Consider the following 17,092-nt stretch of genomic DNA (forward strand, 5'->3'; position numbering starts at 1 on the left):
ACCTCACGCTAGTTGAGTTCGATGATGTCGCCGCGCTGCAGGTACTTGGTGAGCGCGACCGTGCCCACGAAACCCATTACGGCAATCAGCAGCGCCACCTCGAAGAGAACCGTCGAGCGCAGGCTGATGCCGTACACGACGATCATCGCGATCGCATTGATGTTCAGCGTGTCGAGTGCGACGATGCGATCGGGCAGCGACGGACCGCGCACGAGGCGCCACAGCGTGAGCAGGAACGCGATGCCGAGGATCGCGAGCGAGATCGGAATCACGATGGCTAGCATGCGAAGATCTCCATCAACGGGGCTTCATAACGGGACTTGATCAGCGCGATGAGCGCCGCTTCGTCGTCGAGGTCGAGCACGTGCACGGTGAGGCGCGTGCGGTCGTCGCTGAGTTCGGCGCACAGCGTGCCGGGGCTCAGCGAGACCACGCTGATGAGCACCGTGAGCGCGATCTCGTGAGTGCTGTCGAGCGGCACTTCGATGAACGCCGGGCGCAGCCGCCTGGTCGGGCCGAGCACGAGCAGCGCGACCTCGACGTTGGCCACGATGATGTCGACCAACACATGCCAGGCAAGACGCACGAGCCGCCACGGCCGGCCGAAACGCATCGGCCGCAGCCACAAGCCTTCGGCGACGCGAAAAGAGATCACGCAGCCGAGCACGGCGCCGAGCAGTAGATTGCCCGGCGAGATGTCGTTCATCAGCAGCACCCAGCAGATGATCAGCAACGCGGTGAGCCATGGGTGGGGGAAGAGCCTTTTCAGCATCATCGGTTCCCCTGAATGTCGGCCGAGGGTGCGGCGGCCGCTGGTGGCGAAGATCGCGGCCCGGGCAGGATCGCGTGCACATACGCGGCGCGATCGAATAGCTGCGCAGCGGTATCGGCGAGATAGTGCCGTACCGCGCCCGCGCCGAGCGTGATCGCCACGACGCAGCCGAGCAGGACCGCGCAGGCGGCGAGCTTCGCGTTGCTGCCGCGCGGCGTGTGCTCCTCTTTGCCTTCGGCGGCGCGCGCGGCCGGCGCGGCCCATAACAGGCGCGTGCCCGTGCGGCTCAGCGCGACGATCGACAGCAGGCCCGACAACAGTACGGCCGGCCAAAGCACGACGGCCGCGCCGCTCGGCGTGGCGGCCAGCACCATCGCCTTGCCGAGGAAACCCGACAGCGGCGGCAAGCCCGCGGCACCCACCGCGGCGATCAGATAGAGCAGCGCGGCAAGGTTCGACGGCCACGGTGCACGCGTGCGCGAGGTGGCGTCGACCGGAGCTTCGGCGTCGGCGCGAGCCGGTTCCGCGGCGAGCACGGCGAGCGCGCCGGCCGTCTCGACCTGCAGCGGCTGCATGCGCGCCCGCGTCGCCACCGCCTCGCCGTCGGGGTCGGGCGAGAAGACCGCCGCGGCCGCGTCGTCGAGCGCTTCGAGCGAGCCGGGCTCGACCGCATCGGCATCGGCATCGGCGGAAACGGCTGGATGGATCGCGTGTGCTGTCGATGCTTGTTCGGGTTCGAGCGTGTCGGCGAGCAGGAACAGCGCGCCTGTGCAGAGCGTCGTGCTGATCAGGTAGTAGAGCAGCGCGCTCCATGCAAGCGGCGTCTGTTGCGCGATCGCCGCGATCAGCAGCCCCACCGAAACCAGCACGAGATAGCCCGTCGTGGTCTTCAGACTCGACACCGCCAGCGCACCCAGCGCGCCGAACACGATCGTCGCGATCGCGAGCCACCATGCCCACTGATGCATGAACGCATGGAGCAAGCCGCCCGCCGCGCCGAACACGAGTGCATCGCAGCGCAGCATCGCGTAGATGCCGACCTTGGTCATGATCGCGAACAGCGCGGCCACCGGGCCGATGGCGCTGCGGTAGGCCTGCGGCAACCAGAACGACATCGGAAACACGGCGGCCTTGAGGCCGAACACCAGCATCAGCGTCGCACCCGCGAATTGCGCGAGCGGCAGCGTCTCGGGGCCGAGCCGAGCCAGACGTTCGCCCATGTCGACCATGTTCAGCGTGCCCGTGACGCCGTAGAGCACGCCGATCCCAACAAGGAAGAACGACGAACCGACGAGGTTCAGCAACAGATAGTGCAGTCCGTTGCGCACCCGTCGCGCGCCGCCACCATGCAGCAGCAGCGCGTACGACGCGATCAGCAGCAGCTCGAAAAACACGAACAGATTGAAGAGATCGCCCGCGAGGAAGGCGCCGTTCAGGCCCATCAGCTCGAACTGGAACAGCGCGCGGAAATAGCGGCCGCGCCTCGCGTCCTCGCTCGACGTGCCGAGCAGGCAGCAGACCGCGAGCACGGCGGTGAGCACCAGCATCAGCGCGCCGAGCCGGTCGAGTTCAAGCACGATGCCGAACGGCGCGGGCCATGCGCCGAGCGCGTAGCTGACGATCTCGCCTTGCGCGGCCCGAGCCATCAGCAGGCACGCGACAGGCAGCAGCGCGATGATGGCGAGCGCGTTCAGCGCACGCTGCAGGCGCTTCGCGCGCAGCGGCAGCGCGACGATCACGCCCGCGCAAAAGAGCGGAATCAGGATCGGGAGCAGGAGGACGTGGTTCATTCGCCGCGCGTCTCCTCGCCATTGACGTGATCGTTGCCCGTGCTCGCGAACGAGCGCAGCGCGAGCACCACGGTGAAGGCCGTCATCGCGAAGCCGATCACGATGGCCGTCAGCACGAGCGCCTGCGGCACCGGATCGACGTATTGCGCCCCCGCCGTGATCACCGCGGGTTTGCCGATCGCGAGCCGGCCCATGCCGAGCAGGAACAGGTTGATCGCATAGGAGAACAGCGTGATGCCGAGAATCACCGGCAACACGCGCGCGCACAGCAGCAGGTAGATGCCGCACGCGCAAAGCACGCCGATCGCGACGGCAAAGGCGGCTTCCATCAGCTTTTCTCCACGGACTGCATGTCCTTGTCGCGCACGCCTAGGTGCGAGACGATCGTGAGCGTCGTGCCGACTACCGCGCCCATCACGCCGAGATCGAACAGCATTGCCGTGGACAGTTCGATTTCGCCGATCAGCGGCACGTGCAGATGCCCGAACGCGCTGGTCAAGAACGGCTGGCCGAACGCGAGGCTGCCGAGCCCCGTGGCCGCGGCGATCAGAATGCCGAGGCCCGCGAGCGCGCGGTAGTTGAGGTGGATGCGCGACTCGGTCCACAGCACCCCGCTCGCGACGTACTGCAGCAACAGCGCGATCGAGACGATCAGCGATGCGATGAAGCCGCCGCCGGGCAGGTTGTGGCCGCGCAGGAATACGAACACCGCGACGAGCACGGTGAGCGGCAGCATCAGCCGCGCGAGGATCGCCAGCATCAGCGGATGCGATTGCGACGACCACGGCCGGCCGTCCGGCCCCGCCTCGGGCGACTTCAGACGCAGCCCGCGCAGCAGCGCCTTGACGGCGAGCCCTGCGACCACCAGCACGCTGATTTCGACCATCGTGTCGAAGCCGCGGAAATCCACGAGGATCACGTTGACGACGTTATGGCCGCCGCTGCCGGGCAGCGCGTTGGCGAGGAAGTACCGTGCGATGCCAGGCAGCGGCGCGCTCGTCATGATCCGGTACGACACGGCGCCGAGCACAGCGCCGCCCGCGAGCGCGAGCGCACCGTTGCGCAGCCGGACGGGGAGCGGCTCGACCGCGCGTTGCAGCGCGGGCAGGAAATAGACGGCCAACACGAGCAGCAGGATCGTGACCACTTCGACGGAGATCTGCGTGAGCGCGAGATCCGGCGCGGAGAAGCGCACGAAAGCGAGCGACACGAGCAGACCGCAGGTGCTCAGCATCACGAGCGCGTAAAGCGTGCGCGCACGCACCAGCACCACGCCGATGGCGAGCAACGCCATCAGCACGAGCCCGCCAAGCGTGAACGGATCGGGCGGCAGGCGCGGGTGGCTGCCGCTCCATGTGTCGAGCGCGACGAGCGGCACGCCCGGCACGATCAGCATCGCCGCGATCAGCCATGCGAGGTAGGCCGGCAGCGAGCGCGTCTCGAACACGCGCACGATCACGCCGGCGCTCTGTTCGAGACGCTGCACGAAGCGGTCGAAGATCTCGCTCGCGTTCAACTCGGTGAGCGCCGTGCGACGGTGGCGGAACGTATTGCGGCGCAGGAAAAAGAGCGTCGCGCCCGCCGCGAACGACACCACGCTCATCACCAGCGGCGTGTTGACGCCGTGCCACAGGCTCAGGCTGTAGTCGGGCAGCTTGCCGCCGAGCGTGATCCACGCGGCCGACTCGAGCAGCCTGCCGATGCTTTGCTGCGGGAACAGGCCGATCAGCAGGCACAGCGCCACCAGAATCTCGACCGGCAGCCTCATGAAGCGCGGCGCCTCGTGCGGCGGATAGTGCGGCAAGTCGCGCGGCGTCTCGCCGTCGAAGAACACGCCCCAGACGAAACGCAGCGAGTACGCCACGGACAGCGCCGCCGCGGCGATCGCGATGACCGGCACGGCGAGGTTCAGCGGCCCGAACATGTTTTGCGCGAGCGTTTCGCCGAAGAACATTTCCTTCGACAGAAAGCCGTTGAGCAGCGGCACGCCGGCCATCGACAGCGACGCCACGCTCGCGAGCAAGGCCGTATGCGGCATGTACCTGCGCAGGCCGCGCAGACGGCCCAGATCGCGCGTGCCGGTTTCGTGATCGACGATGCCCGCCGCCATGAAGAGCGACGCCTTGAACACCGCGTGGTTGACCGTGTGGAACAGCGCGGCGACGGTGGACAGTTGCGTGTCGAGGCCGAACAGCAGCACGATCAGGCCGAGATGGCTGATGGTCGAATAAGCGAGCAGGCCCTTCAGATCGCGCTGGATCAACGCCATCCCCGCGCCGCCGACGAGCGTGACGAGCCCGGCCACCGTCGCCGTGTACGCCCACAGGTGGGTGCCTTCGAAGACCGGATAGAGACGCGCGAGCAGGAACACGCCGGCCTTCACCATCGTCGCCGAATGCAGATAGGCCGACACGGGCGTGGGCGCGGACATCGCGTGCGGTAGCCAGAAGTGGAAAGGAAACTGCGCGGATTTCGTGAACGCCGCGAATAGCGTGAGCAGCAGAATCGCCGGATAGAGCGGATCGTGCTGGACCTTGGCAAGCTGGGCGAGCACGTCGTTCAGCTCATAACTGCCGCATACATGGCCGAGCAGCAGCACCGCCGCAAGCAGCGCGAGTCCGCCCGCGCCGGTGATGGTGAGCGCCATGCGCGCGCCGCGCCTCGCGTCGGGCCGCGATGGCCAGAAGCCGATCAGCAGGAACGACACGAGGCTCGTCAGTTCCCAGAAGATGACGAGCAGCAGCAGATTGTTCGACAGCACGATGCCGAGCATCGCGCCCATGAAAAGCAGAAGCTGCAGGTACAGACGCGGCAACGCATCGCTGCCGGCGAGGTAGTAGCGAGCGTAGATGAAGATCAGCAGGCCGATCGCGAGTACGAGCAACGCGAACATGAACGACAGGCCATCGAGGCGCAGCGACAGCGCGAGGCCGATGTCGGGCACCCACTGATGGCGCCATTGCAGCACGTCGTGGTCGGCCATGCCCACGCGTTCGCTCAGCAGCAGCGCGCAGCCGAACAGCGCCGTCGCGAACGCGATCCAGGTGCTGAGCGCGGCGGCGCGCTGCCTCGTGAGCGCGATGAGCGCCGCGGCCATGAATGGAAGTAGGACGAGCCACGCCAATACCATTCGATGCCCTCCGGGAGTTCGAGTGTTAGGCGGTGTCGCTGGCCGGTGGCGTAGGCGTGAATCGCACCTGACGGGCGGCTGCCCAACGCACACAATCATAGCCGCAACCGGGTCGGCTTCTCGCATCGATGCATGAGGCATCGATATATGCAGTCGAACGGGCCGAGAACCAACCGATCTCCGATCATGCCGCCAGATCATTGCGCTAAGTCTTACGACGTGAGTATAGAAACGGCCTTCCATCACGCCGCCCACGCCAGCCGCCTTCCTGCACGCCCCCAGATCTTGCTCTAAACTAGCGCCCGCCCAATCCACGCCGCGATGCACCCCGTCACGAGCAACGACCGATGCCCCCAGCCTCCACCGATCCCGCCGATTCCCCGCATTTCAGTCTGCCAAAACACCCGCCGTTCCAGCGTTTCTGGTGCACCCGCATCCTGTCGTCGCTGTCGTTCCAGATGCTCGCCGTCGCGATGGGCTGGCATGTCTACGCGCTCACGCATAGCGCGTTCGCACTTGGCCTCGTCGGTCTCGCGCAGTTTCTGCCGATGTTTCTGCTGACGCTCGTCGTCGGCCATGTCGCCGATCGTTACGATCGCCGCCGCATCGCCGCCGTCTGTCAGAGCCTCGAAAGCGTCGCTGCATTGCTGTTCGCGATCGGTACCTTCAGCGGCTGGATCAGCGCGCCGGTGATCTACGTGCTGGCTGCCTGCGTGGGCGCATCGCGCGCGTTCGAATCGCCGGCCGTGTCGTCGCTGCTGCCGGCCGTCGTGCCGCGCGGCTATCTGCCGAAAGCGACCGCATGGTCCACGTCCGCCAATCAGACCGCGCAGATCGCCGGGCCCGCGCTCGGTGGCCTGCTGTACGGCATCGGTCCCGGTGCCGCGTATCTCGCGTGCACGCTGTCGTTCGCGGCCGCCGCCGCGTCGGTGTGGAGCATTCCGCTGCAAGTGAAGCCGGCGAGCCGCGCGCCCGTCACGCTCGAATCGATCTTTTCGGGGATCGCGTTCATTCGCCGCGAGCCGGTGATTCTCGGCGCGCTGTCGCTCGATCTGTTCGCGGTGCTGTTCGGCGGCGCGACCGCGTTGCTGCCGATCTTCGCGCGCGACGTGCTGCACGCGGGCCCGATCGGTCTCGGCCTGTTGCGCTCGGGCACGGCGATCGGCGCGCTCGCGGGCACGATCTGGCTCGCGCATTTTCCATTGCGCAACCGGCCCGGCGCTGCGATGTTCGGCGGCGTGATCGCGTTCGGCATCGCGACGATCGTGTTCGGGCTGTCGCATCAGTTCCTCGTGTCGCTGCTCGCACTGATGGTGCTCGGCGCGTCCGACACCATCAGCGTGGTGGTGCGGCTGTCGCTCGTGCAACTGCGCACGCCCGATGAGATGCTCGGCCGCGTCAGCGCGGTCAATTCGCTGTTCATCGGGACGTCGAATCAATTGGGCGAGTTCGAATCGGGCCTGACTGCCGGATGGTGGGGCGCGCAGCCGGCGGTGCTGGTCGGCGGCTGCGCGACGATCGCGATCGCGCTGTTGTGGATGCGATTCTTTCCCGAACTGCGGCACACGCGCACGCTGGAGCGAGAAGAAGCGCTCGCGGCGAGCGCCTGATCGAATGCCGGGCCTTGGGCGCCATCGCCCGATCAAATAAACGACGCGGAGACGATACCGATGAGCCAATCCGAACTGCATGCTGCCGCGCCGGTCGCGGCGACGATCTATCGCGGCGAGTCCGTCGAGAACACGCATCTGGCGCATGTCGCGGTCGTCGATGCGGACGGCCGTCTACTGTATTCGTTCGGCGACGCCGCGCGCGTGACGCTCGCGCGTTCCGCGGCGAAGCCGGCCCAGGCGCTCGCGGTGCTCGAAACCGGCGCGCTCGAACGTTGTGGTTTCGACGAAGCCGATCTCGCGCTGATGTGCGCATCGCACAGCAGCGAGCCGCGTCATATCGAACGCACGCGCGCGATGCTCGCGAAAGCGCAGGCGAGCGAGGCCGACCTGCGCTGCGGCGGTCATCCGCCGTTGTCGGATGCGGTGTACGTCGACTGGATCCGGCGCGGCTTCACGCCCACCGGCGTGTGCAGCAACTGTTCGGGCAAGCATGCGGGCATGCTGGCCGGCGCGCGTTCGATCGGCGCGGCGCTGGCCGGCTATGAACTGCCCGGGCACCCGTTGCAGGTGCGCGTGAAGCAGACGGTCGCGAGCGTGTGCGATCTGCCGGACGACGGCGTGCAATGGGCGATCGACGGCTGCAATCTGCCGACCCCGGCGTTTCCGCTCGACCGGCTCGCGCGTCTGTTCGCGAAGCTCGCGGCGGCACAGGATCGGCAGGAAGCCGAAGCTGCCGCGACGCCGCCGCGCACGGCCGCGCTCGCGCGCATCTATCGCGCGATGACGTCGCACCCGGAACTGGTCGGCGGGCAAGGGCGCTTCTGCACGCTGCTGATGCAGGCTTTCGATGGCGCGCTGGTCGGCAAAGTCGGTGCGGACGGCAGCTATGCGATCGGCGTGCGCGGGTCGCGGCAAACCGCTCGGCTGGGTGCCAAGGGCGCGCTAGGCATCGCGCTGAAGATCGAGGACGGCAATGCCGCCGCGCTCTACGCGGTCACTGCGGAGTTGCTCGCGGTGCTCGACATCGGCACGCCTGAACAACGCGCGACGCTCGACGGCTTTCATGCACCGAAGCGGCTCAACACGATGGGCGTCGAGATCGGCCGGATGGATTTCTCGATCGAGCTTGCCGCGCATCGTTGAGCGCGGCGATTCGCTTCACCGCCCGGCTCGCGAGACTCAAGCCGTCGTCGCTTTCGCCGGCGCGCAGCCCAGCGCTTGACGGATCGCATCGGCGAGCTCGCTCGCCGCGAACTTCGCGACATAGCCGTTCGCGCCCGCGTTCTTCACATGCGCCTCGTTAGCCGCGCCCGTCAGCGACGAGTGGATGAGCACCGGAATATCGCGCGTGCTTGCATCCGCCTTGATCTGGCGTGTCAGCATGAAGCCGTCCATCTCCGGCATCTCCAGATCCGTCAATACCAGCGCGATGGTGTCTTTCGCGCGCATGCCTTTTTGCTGCGCTTCGCGTGCGATCTCCTGCAGCGTCTGCCACGCTTCTTCGCCGGTCTTCGTCATGATGTAGTCGGCGCCGATCGCGGTGAGCGCCTGCTCGATCAGTTTGCGCGCGAAGCCGGAGTCGTCGGCGGCGAGGATCTTCGCGCCGGGGCGGATGCCGAGCGCTTGACCGACCGAGGCCGGATCGACGCTCGGATGCTGCGACGGGAACACGTCGCGCAACACCTGCTCGACGTCGATCACCTGGGCGAGCCGCGAGTCGCCGGTATTGCCGTCGATGCGCGCGATGCTCGTGACGAGCTTGCCGCCCGCCGAGCCATCGGCCGACAGCACCTGGTTCCATTCGAGCCGCACGATCTCGTCGACTTCTTCGACCGCAAACGCCTGCGTCGAACGCGCGAATTCGGTGACCAGCAGAATGTTCAGGCCGCGTGTCGGCTCGCAGCCCATCAGCCGCGGCAGGTCGATCACGGGAATGATCTGCCCGCGAATGTCGACCGCGCCCATCACGTACGGCGACGATCCGGCGATCGGCGTCATGGTCGGCATCGTCGAGATTTCGCGCACCTTGAACACGTTGATCCCATACAGTTCGTGCGCGTCGCTGCCCGGCACGTGGCCGAGGCGGTATAGCAGCAGTTCGAACTTGTTGGAACTCGTCAGGTTGCTGCGTTCGGTGTGGCGCTCGTGATTGGCACGGTGGTCGTCTGCCATCGGAATCGTTCTCCAGAATTGCGGTGCTGAGCGGTGCTAAGCGGTGCCTGTCTCTGGTTATCGGCGCCGATGGCGAAAAATTCAGCACTGCGTCGCAGTGTCGAGCGGCGCGCGTGATTGGCGCGGATACGCAAACGTGTGCGCATTCATATGAGGGTTACCTAAGGTTACAGAAGCGACAGCAGCGTTTCACCTGCCCGACGGCATGGCTTCTAGAATCGGCAGCGATAAAAGCGTGGCGCCGCGCTGGGCTCGCAAGCAGTCCGCAGCGTTTTGCATCGCACGCTTCGTTCGCGGCGCACACGTGTCCTTCGTTTTGCTTTCAGATGCTTTCACTTCAAGGAGAACGTATGATCCGCCTGCCTTCCGTCCCTTCTGTCGCTATTGCCCGCATCGCCGCTGCTGCCTGCTTAGGCGGTCTTCTGACGGCCGCCTCTGTGGCCAGCGCGCAGAGCGCCGCGCCCGCGGACGCAGTCCGCCTGCATGCGGCCGATCAGACCTTCATCGCGGACGGCACCAAAGCCGTCGCGACGCAGCGCGATGCCGCGCGTATCGCCACCGCGCGCTCGGCCGATCGCGACGTGAAGGCGTTCGCCGAGCGCGTGTCGGATGACGACGCGAAGATCACCGACGCATTGCGCGCGGCGAGTCCGCGCGGTGTCGACGTGCCGAAGAACGATCCCGACGAGGCCGTGCTCGCCAGCATCAACAATCTGCGCGGCGCCGATTTCGACAAGAGGTATATCGAGCAGGTCGCGCTCGCGGGTGAGCAGAAAGCGTTGTCCGCGTTCCAGGCGGAAATCGCAGCGGGCCGCGACGAGAAGTTGAAGGCCGCGGCGAAGCAGGCGCTGCCCAGGATCCAGCAGCACTACGCGATGGCGCAGGAACTCGCGAAGCGCAAGCATCTGTCCGTGGCCGCGCAATAAGCGGCGGCACGACGCAACACGGCGGCGGTACTTCGAATCGAGGCTTTTCAGCGATAATCGTGCGCTTCATCCGACGATTCTTCGCGCCTTCGATTCCAGGTACCGCATGAGCAAGCAAGCCAGTCTGCCGCAACAGTTGGACCATCTGCTTCGACAAGCCGTCGCGCTTCAACAGAACGGCGCGCTCGTCGAAGCAGAGGAGATGTATCGCGAGATTCTCGAACTGAAGCCGAAGCACGGCGACGCGTTGCGCTGGCTCGGCGAACTCGCGCTGCAAACGGGCCGCTTGCAGGAAGGCGTCGATCTGCTGAAGAAGGCGCTCGCGGTGAACGCGAGACAGCCGGCCGTGCATTCGAATCTCGCCTATGCGCTGAACGCGTTGCAGCGTCATGACGAAGCGCTTGCGTGGGCCGAGCGGGCGCTTGTGATGCAGCCGAAATTCGCCGATGCATTGAACAATCGCGGCAACGCATTGGCGGCGCTGAACCGTCCGCTCGAAGCGCTCGCGAGCTACGAGCGCGCGGTGTCTATCGTGCCGGCGTTCGCGCCGGCCTGGAACAATCGCGCATGCGTGCTGCGCGATCTCGGCCGTTACGCCGATGCACTCGATAGCTGCGACCAGGCGCTTGCATTGCAGCCCGGCTATCCGGACGCGTGGAGTAATCGCGGCAACGTGCTCGGCGATCTGAACCAGCCGCACGAAGCAGAGCGCTGCTACCAGCGCGCGCTGGAACTCTCTCCTGGTTTCGTCGATGCATGGAACAACCTCGGTCTCGCGCAAATCGATCTGAATCAGCGCGAACAGGCGTTGTCGAGCTATCAGCGCGCGCTTGCACTGAATCCGGCGTCGGTTGAAACGCACTGGAACCAGGCGCTGTGCCTGCTGCAAATGGGCCGCTTCGAGAGCGGCTGGCGCGAATACGAATGGCGTTGGGAGCGTAGCCGCATCAAGGCCGGCCGGCGCGCGTTCGCGCAGCCGCTGTGGCTCGGCGATTTTCCGCTCGACGGCAAAACGATCCTGCTGCATGCGGAACAGGGCCTTGGCGACACGCTGCAATTCTGCCGCTATGCGACGCTCGTCGCGAAGCTCGGCGCGAAGGTCGTGCTCGAAGTGCCGGGTCCGTTGTTGCGGCTGCTGTCGACGCTCGATGGTGTCGATCAGTTGATCGAAGCGGGCCAGCCGTTGCCGCGGTTCGATTGTCATTGCCCGTTGCTGAGCTTGCCGCTTGCGTTCCGCACCGACGAAGCGAGCATTCCGGCAGCCACGCCGTATCTTTTTGCGCAGCCAGCGGCCGCCAATGAATGGCGCGAGCGTATCGAATCCGACGGCAACACCAATGCGGATCGCAACGCAATCAAACCGCTGAATGTCGGCCTCGTATGGGCCGGCGAGAACCGCGCGCATGTCGCGGAGCTGCGCAAGATCGATGCGCGTCGCTCGCTCGCGTTCGAGCAATTCGCGCCACTCCTCGACGTGCCGAACGTACGCTTCTTCAGCGTGCAGAAGGGCGCGGCCGCAGCGCAACTCGCGGAAAGCGCCTACCGTGAACGCGTCGCCGATTACACGGAGCTGCTGCACGATTTCGCCGATACCGCCGCGCTCGTCGCCAGTCTCGATCTGCTGATTTCGGTCGACACGTCCACCGCGCATCTGGCCGGCGCGCTAGACAAACCGGTCTGGATTCTGAACCGCTTCGACACCTGCTGGCGCTGGCTGCTCGAACGCAGCGACACGCCGTGGTACCCGTCCGCGCGTCTGTTCCGTCAACCGCAGCTCGGCGCCTGGGACAGCGTAATCGACGCCGTGCGTGATGCGTTGGCCGATCTGAGCGCGTCACCTTCATGACGCGTTTGCGCCGACGCGCGTAGACTGAATCTCCGTTCATCGACGGCAATGCCACGGAGATTGTGCAATGGAATACAGACATCTGGGTGCATCGGGTTTCAAGGTGCCGGTGCTGAGTTTCGGCACCGGTACATTCGGCGGCAAGGGTGAATTTTTCGAGGCGTGGGGCGCGACCGACGTCGCCGAAGCGCGGCGTCTGATCGACATCTGCTTCGACGCGGGCGTCACGATGTTCGACACCGCCGACATCTATTCGAAGGGCGCGTCCGAGTCGGTGCTCGGCGAGGCGCTGAAAGGCAAGCGCGACAAGGCGATCCTGTCGACCAAGGCGACCTTCCGTTTCGACGGCGATCCGAACGGCGTCGGCTCGTCACGCTTCCATCTGATCAACGCAGTCGATGCGGCGCTCAAGCGTCTGCAAACCGATTACATCGACCTGTTCCAGCTGCACGGCTTCGACGCGAAAACGCCGATCCCCGAAGTGCTGTCCACGCTCGACGACCTCGTGCGCGCGGGCAAGATCCGCTATGTCGGCGTGTCGAATTTCTCGGGCTGGCATCTGATGAAGTCGCTCGATATTGCCGATCGCTACGGCTATCCGCGCTACGTCGCGAATCAGACCTACTACTCGCTGGTCGGACGCGACTACGAGTGGGAGCTGATGCCGCTCGGCGTCGACCAGGGCGTGGGTGCGGTGATATGGAGTCCGCTCGGCTGGGGGCGTCTGACCGGCAAGCTCAAGCGCGGCCAGCCGCTGCCCGAGACGAGCCGTCTGCACAAGACCGCCGACATGGGGCCGCCGGTGCCGGAAGAGTATCTGTTCCGCGTGCTCGACGCGCTCGACGAAGTCGTCGCCGAAACCGGCAAGACCGTGCCGCAGATCGCGCTGAACTGGCTGCTGCAACGGCCGACCGTCGCGACGCTGCTGATCGGCGCGCGCAACGAGGAGCAACTGCGGCAGAACCTCGGCGCGGTCGGCTGGAATCTGACGGCCGAGCAGGTCGCGAAGCTCGACGCGGCAAGCGCGGTGCGCCCCGCGTATCCGTACTGGCATCAGGAAGGTTTCGCGGAACGCAATCCGAAGGCGGTTTGAGCGGCGGATCGATCGCGTTCCAGGCGCCGCAGCGGGCGCCATGCGGTGGTCCAGCGCGGCAGCACGCTGGACCACCGCATCCCATCAAGCCAAACCGCCATTGGCCCGCAACGTCTGCCCATTGACCCAGCTCGCATCCGGGCCGACCAGAAACGCGACCACGCCCGCCACGTCTTCCGGCTCGCCGAGGCGTTGCAGCGGCGGCATCTTCGCGAAGGTTTCGATCTGCTCGTCGGTCTTGCCTTCGAGGAACAGCGCGGTCGCGATCGGTCCCGGCGCGACCGCATTCACGGTGATGTTGCGCCCGCGCAGTTCCTTCGCGAACACACGCGTGAACGCTTCGACGGCCGCCTTGGTCGCCGTGTAGATGCCGTAGCCGGGCAGGTTCAGTGCAAGCACGCTGGTCGAGAAATTGACGATGCGTCCGCCGTCGTTCAGGCGCGCGGCCGCTTCGCGCAGCGTGTTGAAGGTGCCGCGCACGTTGATCTCGAAGGTCTGGTCGTACAGCGCGTCGGACGTGTCGGCGAGCGGCGTGGGCTTCATCACGCCCGCGTTGTTGACGAGCACGTCGACCTTGCCGAGTTCGCGTTCGGTGATCTCGAACATGCGACGCACGTCGTCGGGCTTCGACACGTCCGCTTGCACCGCGACCGCCTTGCCGCCGGCTTCGCGGATCGCGCCGACGAGCGCGTCGGCTTCGCCCGCGCTCGATGCGTAGTTGACGGCGACCGCGTAGCCGTCCTTTGCGAGCCGCTGTGCGATTGCCGTGCCGATGCCGCGCGATGCGCCGGTGACGATAGCGACTTTCGGTTGTTGGTTCGTGCTCATGATTCGTTTCCTCACAGAAGGTGGTGGATCGGTGAGGTGAATGATGAGCGCTTTCCGCGTCGTGATAATCCGGTTAGACTCGCCATCATCATTCCATTCGCTTTAATAATCCGCCGATATGGACCGTTTCGAGGAAATGCGGGTGTTCGTGCGGATCGCCGAGCGCCAGAGCTTTACGCGCGCCGCCGACGATCTGCAAATCCCGCGCGCGACCGTCACCAACCTGATGAAGCGTCTCGAGCAGCGGCTCGGCGCGCGGCTGCTCGAACGCACGACGCGCACGGTACGGCTCACGCCCGACGGCGAAGCGCACTACCAGCGCTGCGTGCGTCTGATCGCCGACATGGAGGAGGCCGAGGGGGCGTTCTCCAATGTTGCGCCGAAGGGGCTGTTACGCGTGAACGTGCAGGGCACGCTCGCGCGGCATTTCGTGGTGCCGGCGCTGCCCGCGTTTCTGGAACGCTTTCCCGACATCGAACTGATGATCGGCGAGGACGACCGGCTCGTCGACCTCGTGCGCGAGGGCATCGATTGCGTGCTGCGCGCGGGCGTGCTGCAGGATTCGTCGATGGTCGGGCGGCGCGTCGCGCAGCTGCAGCAGGTGACGGTCGCGAGTCCTTCGTACCTGGCCGCGTATGGCGAGCCGGCCGATCCCGGCGCGCTGTCGACGCATCGCGCGGTCAACTACGTGTCGAGCGCGACCGGCAAGCCGCTGCCGCTCGAATTCCGCGTCGACGGGCGGGATACCGCGCTCGTGTTGCCGTCGGCGGTGTCGGTCAGCGGCGCAGAACTGTACGCGGGCGCGGCGATTGCCGGGCTCGGCATCGTGCAGGTGCCGCGCTACCGTGTCGATGACGAACTCGCGGCGGGACGGTTGCGGATCATTCTGGCGGACTATCCGCCGCCGCCGATGCCGGTGTCGGTGCTGTATCCGCAGAACCGGCAGTTGTCGTCGCGGGTGCGGGTGTTCGCGCAGTGGCTGCGGGAGATTTTCGAGCCGGTGAGTTGAACCAGCGCAAACCCAAAGGTGCTTTGACGTGGTTAACCCCTGGACATCTGCGTCTCGCATAGTGTCATTCTCAAGCGCGCAGAAAGCCACCCGCGAGCGAGGGTGGACGCACAGAACGACCGGGGGATCTGACCATGAAGCGTTTTCGTTCGCTGGGTGTGGCGACTGGCGCGGCCCAGTTCGCCAGCGCCGACATCCTCGGCCGGCTGAGCACGGCGTCGCGCCGGCCAGGTGCCGCGCGCCCCTTCGATCTGATTCTCGAACCGCGCTCGTGGCCCGGGCTCGCGGCGCCCGATGCGACGGACGCGCGGTTCAAGATCCACGTGCTCGACACGATGCGCGCGTTCGAAAAGCGCGGTGTCGATGCGATCGTGCTGCCATGCTTTCTGAGCCACACCTTCATCGACGAACTCACGGCCAACGTCGCTGTGCCGGTCGCCAACATCATGACCGCGTTGTCCGAGCACGTGCGGCGCACCTATCCGTCGGCGCGGCGCGACGGCGCCCGGCGCATCGGCGTGCTGACGTCGGCGGCGATTCGCGCGAACGGCCTGTTCGAGCGTTACTTCGAAGCCGGCCAGTTCGACGTGTGCTATCCGCGCAACGACACTGGTTTCGACTGTGTGACGAGCGCCGTCTTCGGCGACGAGGGCATTCGCGCTGGCCGCCTGCACGGGCGGCCCGTCGAATTGCTGTGCGCGGCGTGCGCGGACCTGGTCGCACAGGGCGTCGACGTGATCGTGCCGGGGCTCACGGAAATCGGCCTCGTGCTGGGCGCGCTCGGGTGCATCGAGGTGCCGCTCGTCGATTCGAACCAGGTGTACGCGCGCTATGTCGCGGCGGCGCAGTATCCGCAGCCGCAGCGGGCGTTTCGCCTCGGCGTGGTCGGCGGCATCGGGCCGGCCGCGACCGTCGATTTCATGGCCAAGGTCGTGCGCAACACGCCGGCCTCGCGCGATCAGGACCATATCCGGATCATGGTCGAGCAGAATCCGCAGATCCCGGACCGTACCGCGGCGCTGTTCGGTCGCGGCGACGATCCCACCCTCGCGCTGTACGCGGCCTGCAAGACGCTCGAGGAGGGCGGCGCGGATCTGATCGCGATTCCGTGCAATACCGCGCATGCGTTCGTCGAGCGGCTTCAGCCGGCGCTGCGCGTGCCGATCGTCAATATGCTGACCTGTACCGCCGATTATCTGCGCGAGACCTTTCCGGAGCTGCGCGAAGTGGGCGTGCTGGCCACTTCGGGCACGCTCGCGAGCCGCGTCTACGAACAGGCGCTCGACGCGCGCGGCCTCGTGCAGATCGCGCCGTCCGCGGCCGCGCAAGCGCGTCTGATGAACGCGATCTATGGGCCGCGCGGCGCGAAGGCGGGGCATACATCGGGCGAATGCTGCGACGACCTCGCGGCGGCCGTCGACGATCTGGTCGCGCGGGGCGTGCTGGTCATCGTGCTCGCTTGCACCGAGTTGCCGTTGCTGTTGCATGAGCAAGCGCTCGCGTGTGCGGGAGGGCGGGTGGTGCGGCTCGTCGATCCGACCGACGTGCTGGCGAGGCGTTGCGTCGAGTATGCGCTTGACGACAGTGCCACACGCGGGACGCGGGTGGGTAGTACGGTGCTGGCGGTGGCAGGGTGCGCGTCGCCGAAGGAAAGCGCGGTCGGCTAACGAAGTATTGTCGTCGCCGCGCAGTGATTCGCCGCATTCCCGCAGATCGAGGCGCAAGGATACGGAATTGGTGAGGGGCTGTCGGACTCAGTACGGCCAACAGACGACCTTCGCGGGCCACGACGTTCGGACATTCAGACGTCCGTTGCGCCCTGGAGGCGGCCATTTAAATCGCGAGTACGGCCTGAGTGCCCTCTCAATGGATAGCTGGCGAGCAATGCAGCACATCGCTCCTGCAGGAAAGCA

The 17,092-nt window shown here is 66.3% G+C and carries 14 protein-coding genes; 7 read left to right on the top strand and 7 right to left on the bottom strand.

The genetic code is table 11. The annotated features are described in order from the left end of the window. Window positions 1–8: 8 nt before the first annotated feature. Genes AB3X89_RS31235 through AB3X89_RS31255 form a run of 5 tightly spaced genes read right to left on the bottom strand, consistent with a single transcriptional unit; the run spans window position 9 to window position 5,692 of the window. Complete coding sequence (locus tag AB3X89_RS31235) at window positions 9–284, bottom strand: K+/H+ antiporter subunit F (protein WP_368586712.1); 276 nt, start codon at window positions 282–284, stop codon at window positions 9–11. Next, complete coding sequence (locus AB3X89_RS31240; RefSeq protein ID WP_368586726.1) at window positions 278–772, bottom strand: Na+/H+ antiporter subunit E; 495 nt, start codon at window positions 770–772, stop codon at window positions 278–280. Before AB3X89_RS31240 ends, AB3X89_RS31235 begins: the two co-directional genes overlap by 7 nt. Then, the gene (locus AB3X89_RS31245; RefSeq protein WP_368586713.1) at window positions 772–2,562 is read right to left on the bottom strand and encodes a monovalent cation/H+ antiporter subunit D; all 1,791 of its coding nucleotides are present in this window, start codon (window positions 2,560–2,562) and stop codon (window positions 772–774) included. The genes AB3X89_RS31240 and AB3X89_RS31245 overlap by 1 nt, the downstream gene beginning before the upstream one ends. Next, window positions 2,559–2,891: a Na+/H+ antiporter subunit C gene (locus AB3X89_RS31250; protein WP_368586714.1), complete on the bottom strand. Its 333-nt coding sequence runs from the start codon at window positions 2,889–2,891 to the stop codon at window positions 2,559–2,561. Before AB3X89_RS31250 ends, AB3X89_RS31245 begins: the two co-directional genes overlap by 4 nt. Next, complete coding sequence (locus AB3X89_RS31255; protein WP_368586715.1) at window positions 2,891–5,692, bottom strand: monovalent cation/H+ antiporter subunit A; 2,802 nt, start codon at window positions 5,690–5,692, stop codon at window positions 2,891–2,893. Before AB3X89_RS31255 ends, AB3X89_RS31250 begins: the two co-directional genes overlap by 1 nt. 347 nt (window positions 5,693–6,039) lie before the next feature. Here AB3X89_RS31255 and AB3X89_RS31260 point away from each other — a divergent pair, with 347 nt between their 5' ends. Next, complete coding sequence (locus AB3X89_RS31260; RefSeq protein WP_368586716.1) at window positions 6,040–7,302, top strand: MFS transporter; 1,263 nt, start codon at window positions 6,040–6,042, stop codon at window positions 7,300–7,302. A 60-nt stretch (window positions 7,303–7,362) separates the two neighbouring features. Then, the gene (locus AB3X89_RS31265; RefSeq protein WP_368586717.1) at window positions 7,363–8,448 is read left to right on the top strand and encodes an asparaginase; all 1,086 of its coding nucleotides are present in this window, start codon (window positions 7,363–7,365) and stop codon (window positions 8,446–8,448) included. Between the two features lie 36 nt (window positions 8,449–8,484). On the opposite strand, the gene AB3X89_RS31270 is transcribed toward AB3X89_RS31265, so the two are convergent. Then, the gene (locus tag AB3X89_RS31270; protein WP_368586718.1) at window positions 8,485–9,477 is read right to left on the bottom strand and encodes a chemotaxis protein CheV; all 993 of its coding nucleotides are present in this window, start codon (window positions 9,475–9,477) and stop codon (window positions 8,485–8,487) included. Between the two features lie 350 nt (window positions 9,478–9,827). Here AB3X89_RS31270 and AB3X89_RS31275 point away from each other — a divergent pair, with 350 nt between their 5' ends. The 3 genes from AB3X89_RS31275 (at window position 9,828) to AB3X89_RS31285 (ending at window position 13,342) form a co-directional block, all read left to right on the top strand. Next, the gene (locus AB3X89_RS31275) at window positions 9,828–10,403 is read left to right on the top strand and encodes a DUF4142 domain-containing protein (protein WP_368586719.1); all 576 of its coding nucleotides are present in this window, start codon (window positions 9,828–9,830) and stop codon (window positions 10,401–10,403) included. Window positions 10,404–10,509: 106 nt separating this feature from the next. Further along, entirely contained in the window at window positions 10,510–12,249 is a 1,740-nt protein-coding gene (locus AB3X89_RS31280; protein WP_368586720.1) for a tetratricopeptide repeat protein, read from the top strand. Window positions 12,250–12,316: 67 nt separating this feature from the next. Next, the gene (locus AB3X89_RS31285) at window positions 12,317–13,342 is read left to right on the top strand and encodes an aldo/keto reductase (protein ID WP_368586721.1); all 1,026 of its coding nucleotides are present in this window, start codon (window positions 12,317–12,319) and stop codon (window positions 13,340–13,342) included. 84 nt (window positions 13,343–13,426) lie between these two features. Here the strand turns inward: AB3X89_RS31285 and AB3X89_RS31290 are convergent, their stop codons facing one another. Beyond that, window positions 13,427–14,170 carry an SDR family oxidoreductase gene (locus AB3X89_RS31290; protein ID WP_368586722.1) on the bottom strand — a complete coding sequence of 248 codons (744 nt, stop codon included), beginning with the start codon at window positions 14,168–14,170 and terminating at the stop codon, window positions 13,427–13,429. Between the two features lie 118 nt (window positions 14,171–14,288). Here AB3X89_RS31290 and AB3X89_RS31295 point away from each other — a divergent pair, with 118 nt between their 5' ends. Both AB3X89_RS31295 and AB3X89_RS31300 read left to right on the top strand, forming a co-directional pair. Continuing rightward, window positions 14,289–15,179 carry a LysR family transcriptional regulator gene (locus AB3X89_RS31295; RefSeq protein ID WP_368586723.1) on the top strand — a complete coding sequence of 297 codons (891 nt, stop codon included), beginning with the start codon at window positions 14,289–14,291 and terminating at the stop codon, window positions 15,177–15,179. Between the two features lie 134 nt (window positions 15,180–15,313). Next, a complete protein-coding gene (locus tag AB3X89_RS31300) occupies window positions 15,314–16,846 on the top strand; it encodes an amino acid racemase (protein ID WP_368586724.1) in 1,533 nt (510 codons plus the stop codon). Window positions 16,847–17,092 lie beyond the last annotated feature (246 nt).

This window comes from Paraburkholderia sp. BR14320 (genome assembly GCF_040948665.1).
Classification (GTDB): Bacteria; Pseudomonadota; Gammaproteobacteria; order Burkholderiales; family Burkholderiaceae; genus Paraburkholderia; species Paraburkholderia youngii.

Excerpts from the sequence above, each read along its gene's own strand:
- AB3X89_RS31235 (WP_368586712.1), bottom strand. The coding sequence starts at position 284 with ATGCTAGCCATCGTGATTCCGATCTCGCTCGCGATCCTCGGCATCGCG.
- AB3X89_RS31240 (WP_368586726.1), bottom strand. The coding sequence starts at position 772 with ATGCTGAAAAGGCTCTTCCCCCACCCATGGCTCACCGCGTTGCTGATC.
- AB3X89_RS31245 (WP_368586713.1), bottom strand. The coding sequence starts at position 2,562 with ATGAACCACGTCCTCCTGCTCCCGATCCTGATTCCGCTCTTTTGCGCG.
- AB3X89_RS31250 (WP_368586714.1), bottom strand. The coding sequence starts at position 2,891 with ATGGAAGCCGCCTTTGCCGTCGCGATCGGCGTGCTTTGCGCGTGCGGC.
- AB3X89_RS31255 (WP_368586715.1), bottom strand. The coding sequence starts at position 5,692 with ATGGTATTGGCGTGGCTCGTCCTACTTCCATTCATGGCCGCGGCGCTC.
- AB3X89_RS31260 (WP_368586716.1), top strand. The coding sequence starts at position 6,040 with ATGCCCCCAGCCTCCACCGATCCCGCCGATTCCCCGCATTTCAGTCTG.
- AB3X89_RS31265 (WP_368586717.1), top strand. The coding sequence starts at position 7,363 with ATGAGCCAATCCGAACTGCATGCTGCCGCGCCGGTCGCGGCGACGATC.
- AB3X89_RS31270 (WP_368586718.1), bottom strand. The coding sequence starts at position 9,477 with ATGGCAGACGACCACCGTGCCAATCACGAGCGCCACACCGAACGCAGC.
- AB3X89_RS31275 (WP_368586719.1), top strand. The coding sequence starts at position 9,828 with ATGATCCGCCTGCCTTCCGTCCCTTCTGTCGCTATTGCCCGCATCGCC.
- AB3X89_RS31280 (WP_368586720.1), top strand. The coding sequence starts at position 10,510 with ATGAGCAAGCAAGCCAGTCTGCCGCAACAGTTGGACCATCTGCTTCGA.
- AB3X89_RS31285 (WP_368586721.1), top strand. The coding sequence starts at position 12,317 with ATGGAATACAGACATCTGGGTGCATCGGGTTTCAAGGTGCCGGTGCTG.
- AB3X89_RS31290 (WP_368586722.1), bottom strand. The coding sequence starts at position 14,170 with ATGAGCACGAACCAACAACCGAAAGTCGCTATCGTCACCGGCGCATCG.
- AB3X89_RS31295 (WP_368586723.1), top strand. The coding sequence starts at position 14,289 with ATGGACCGTTTCGAGGAAATGCGGGTGTTCGTGCGGATCGCCGAGCGC.
- AB3X89_RS31300 (WP_368586724.1), top strand. The coding sequence starts at position 15,314 with ATGAAGCGTTTTCGTTCGCTGGGTGTGGCGACTGGCGCGGCCCAGTTC.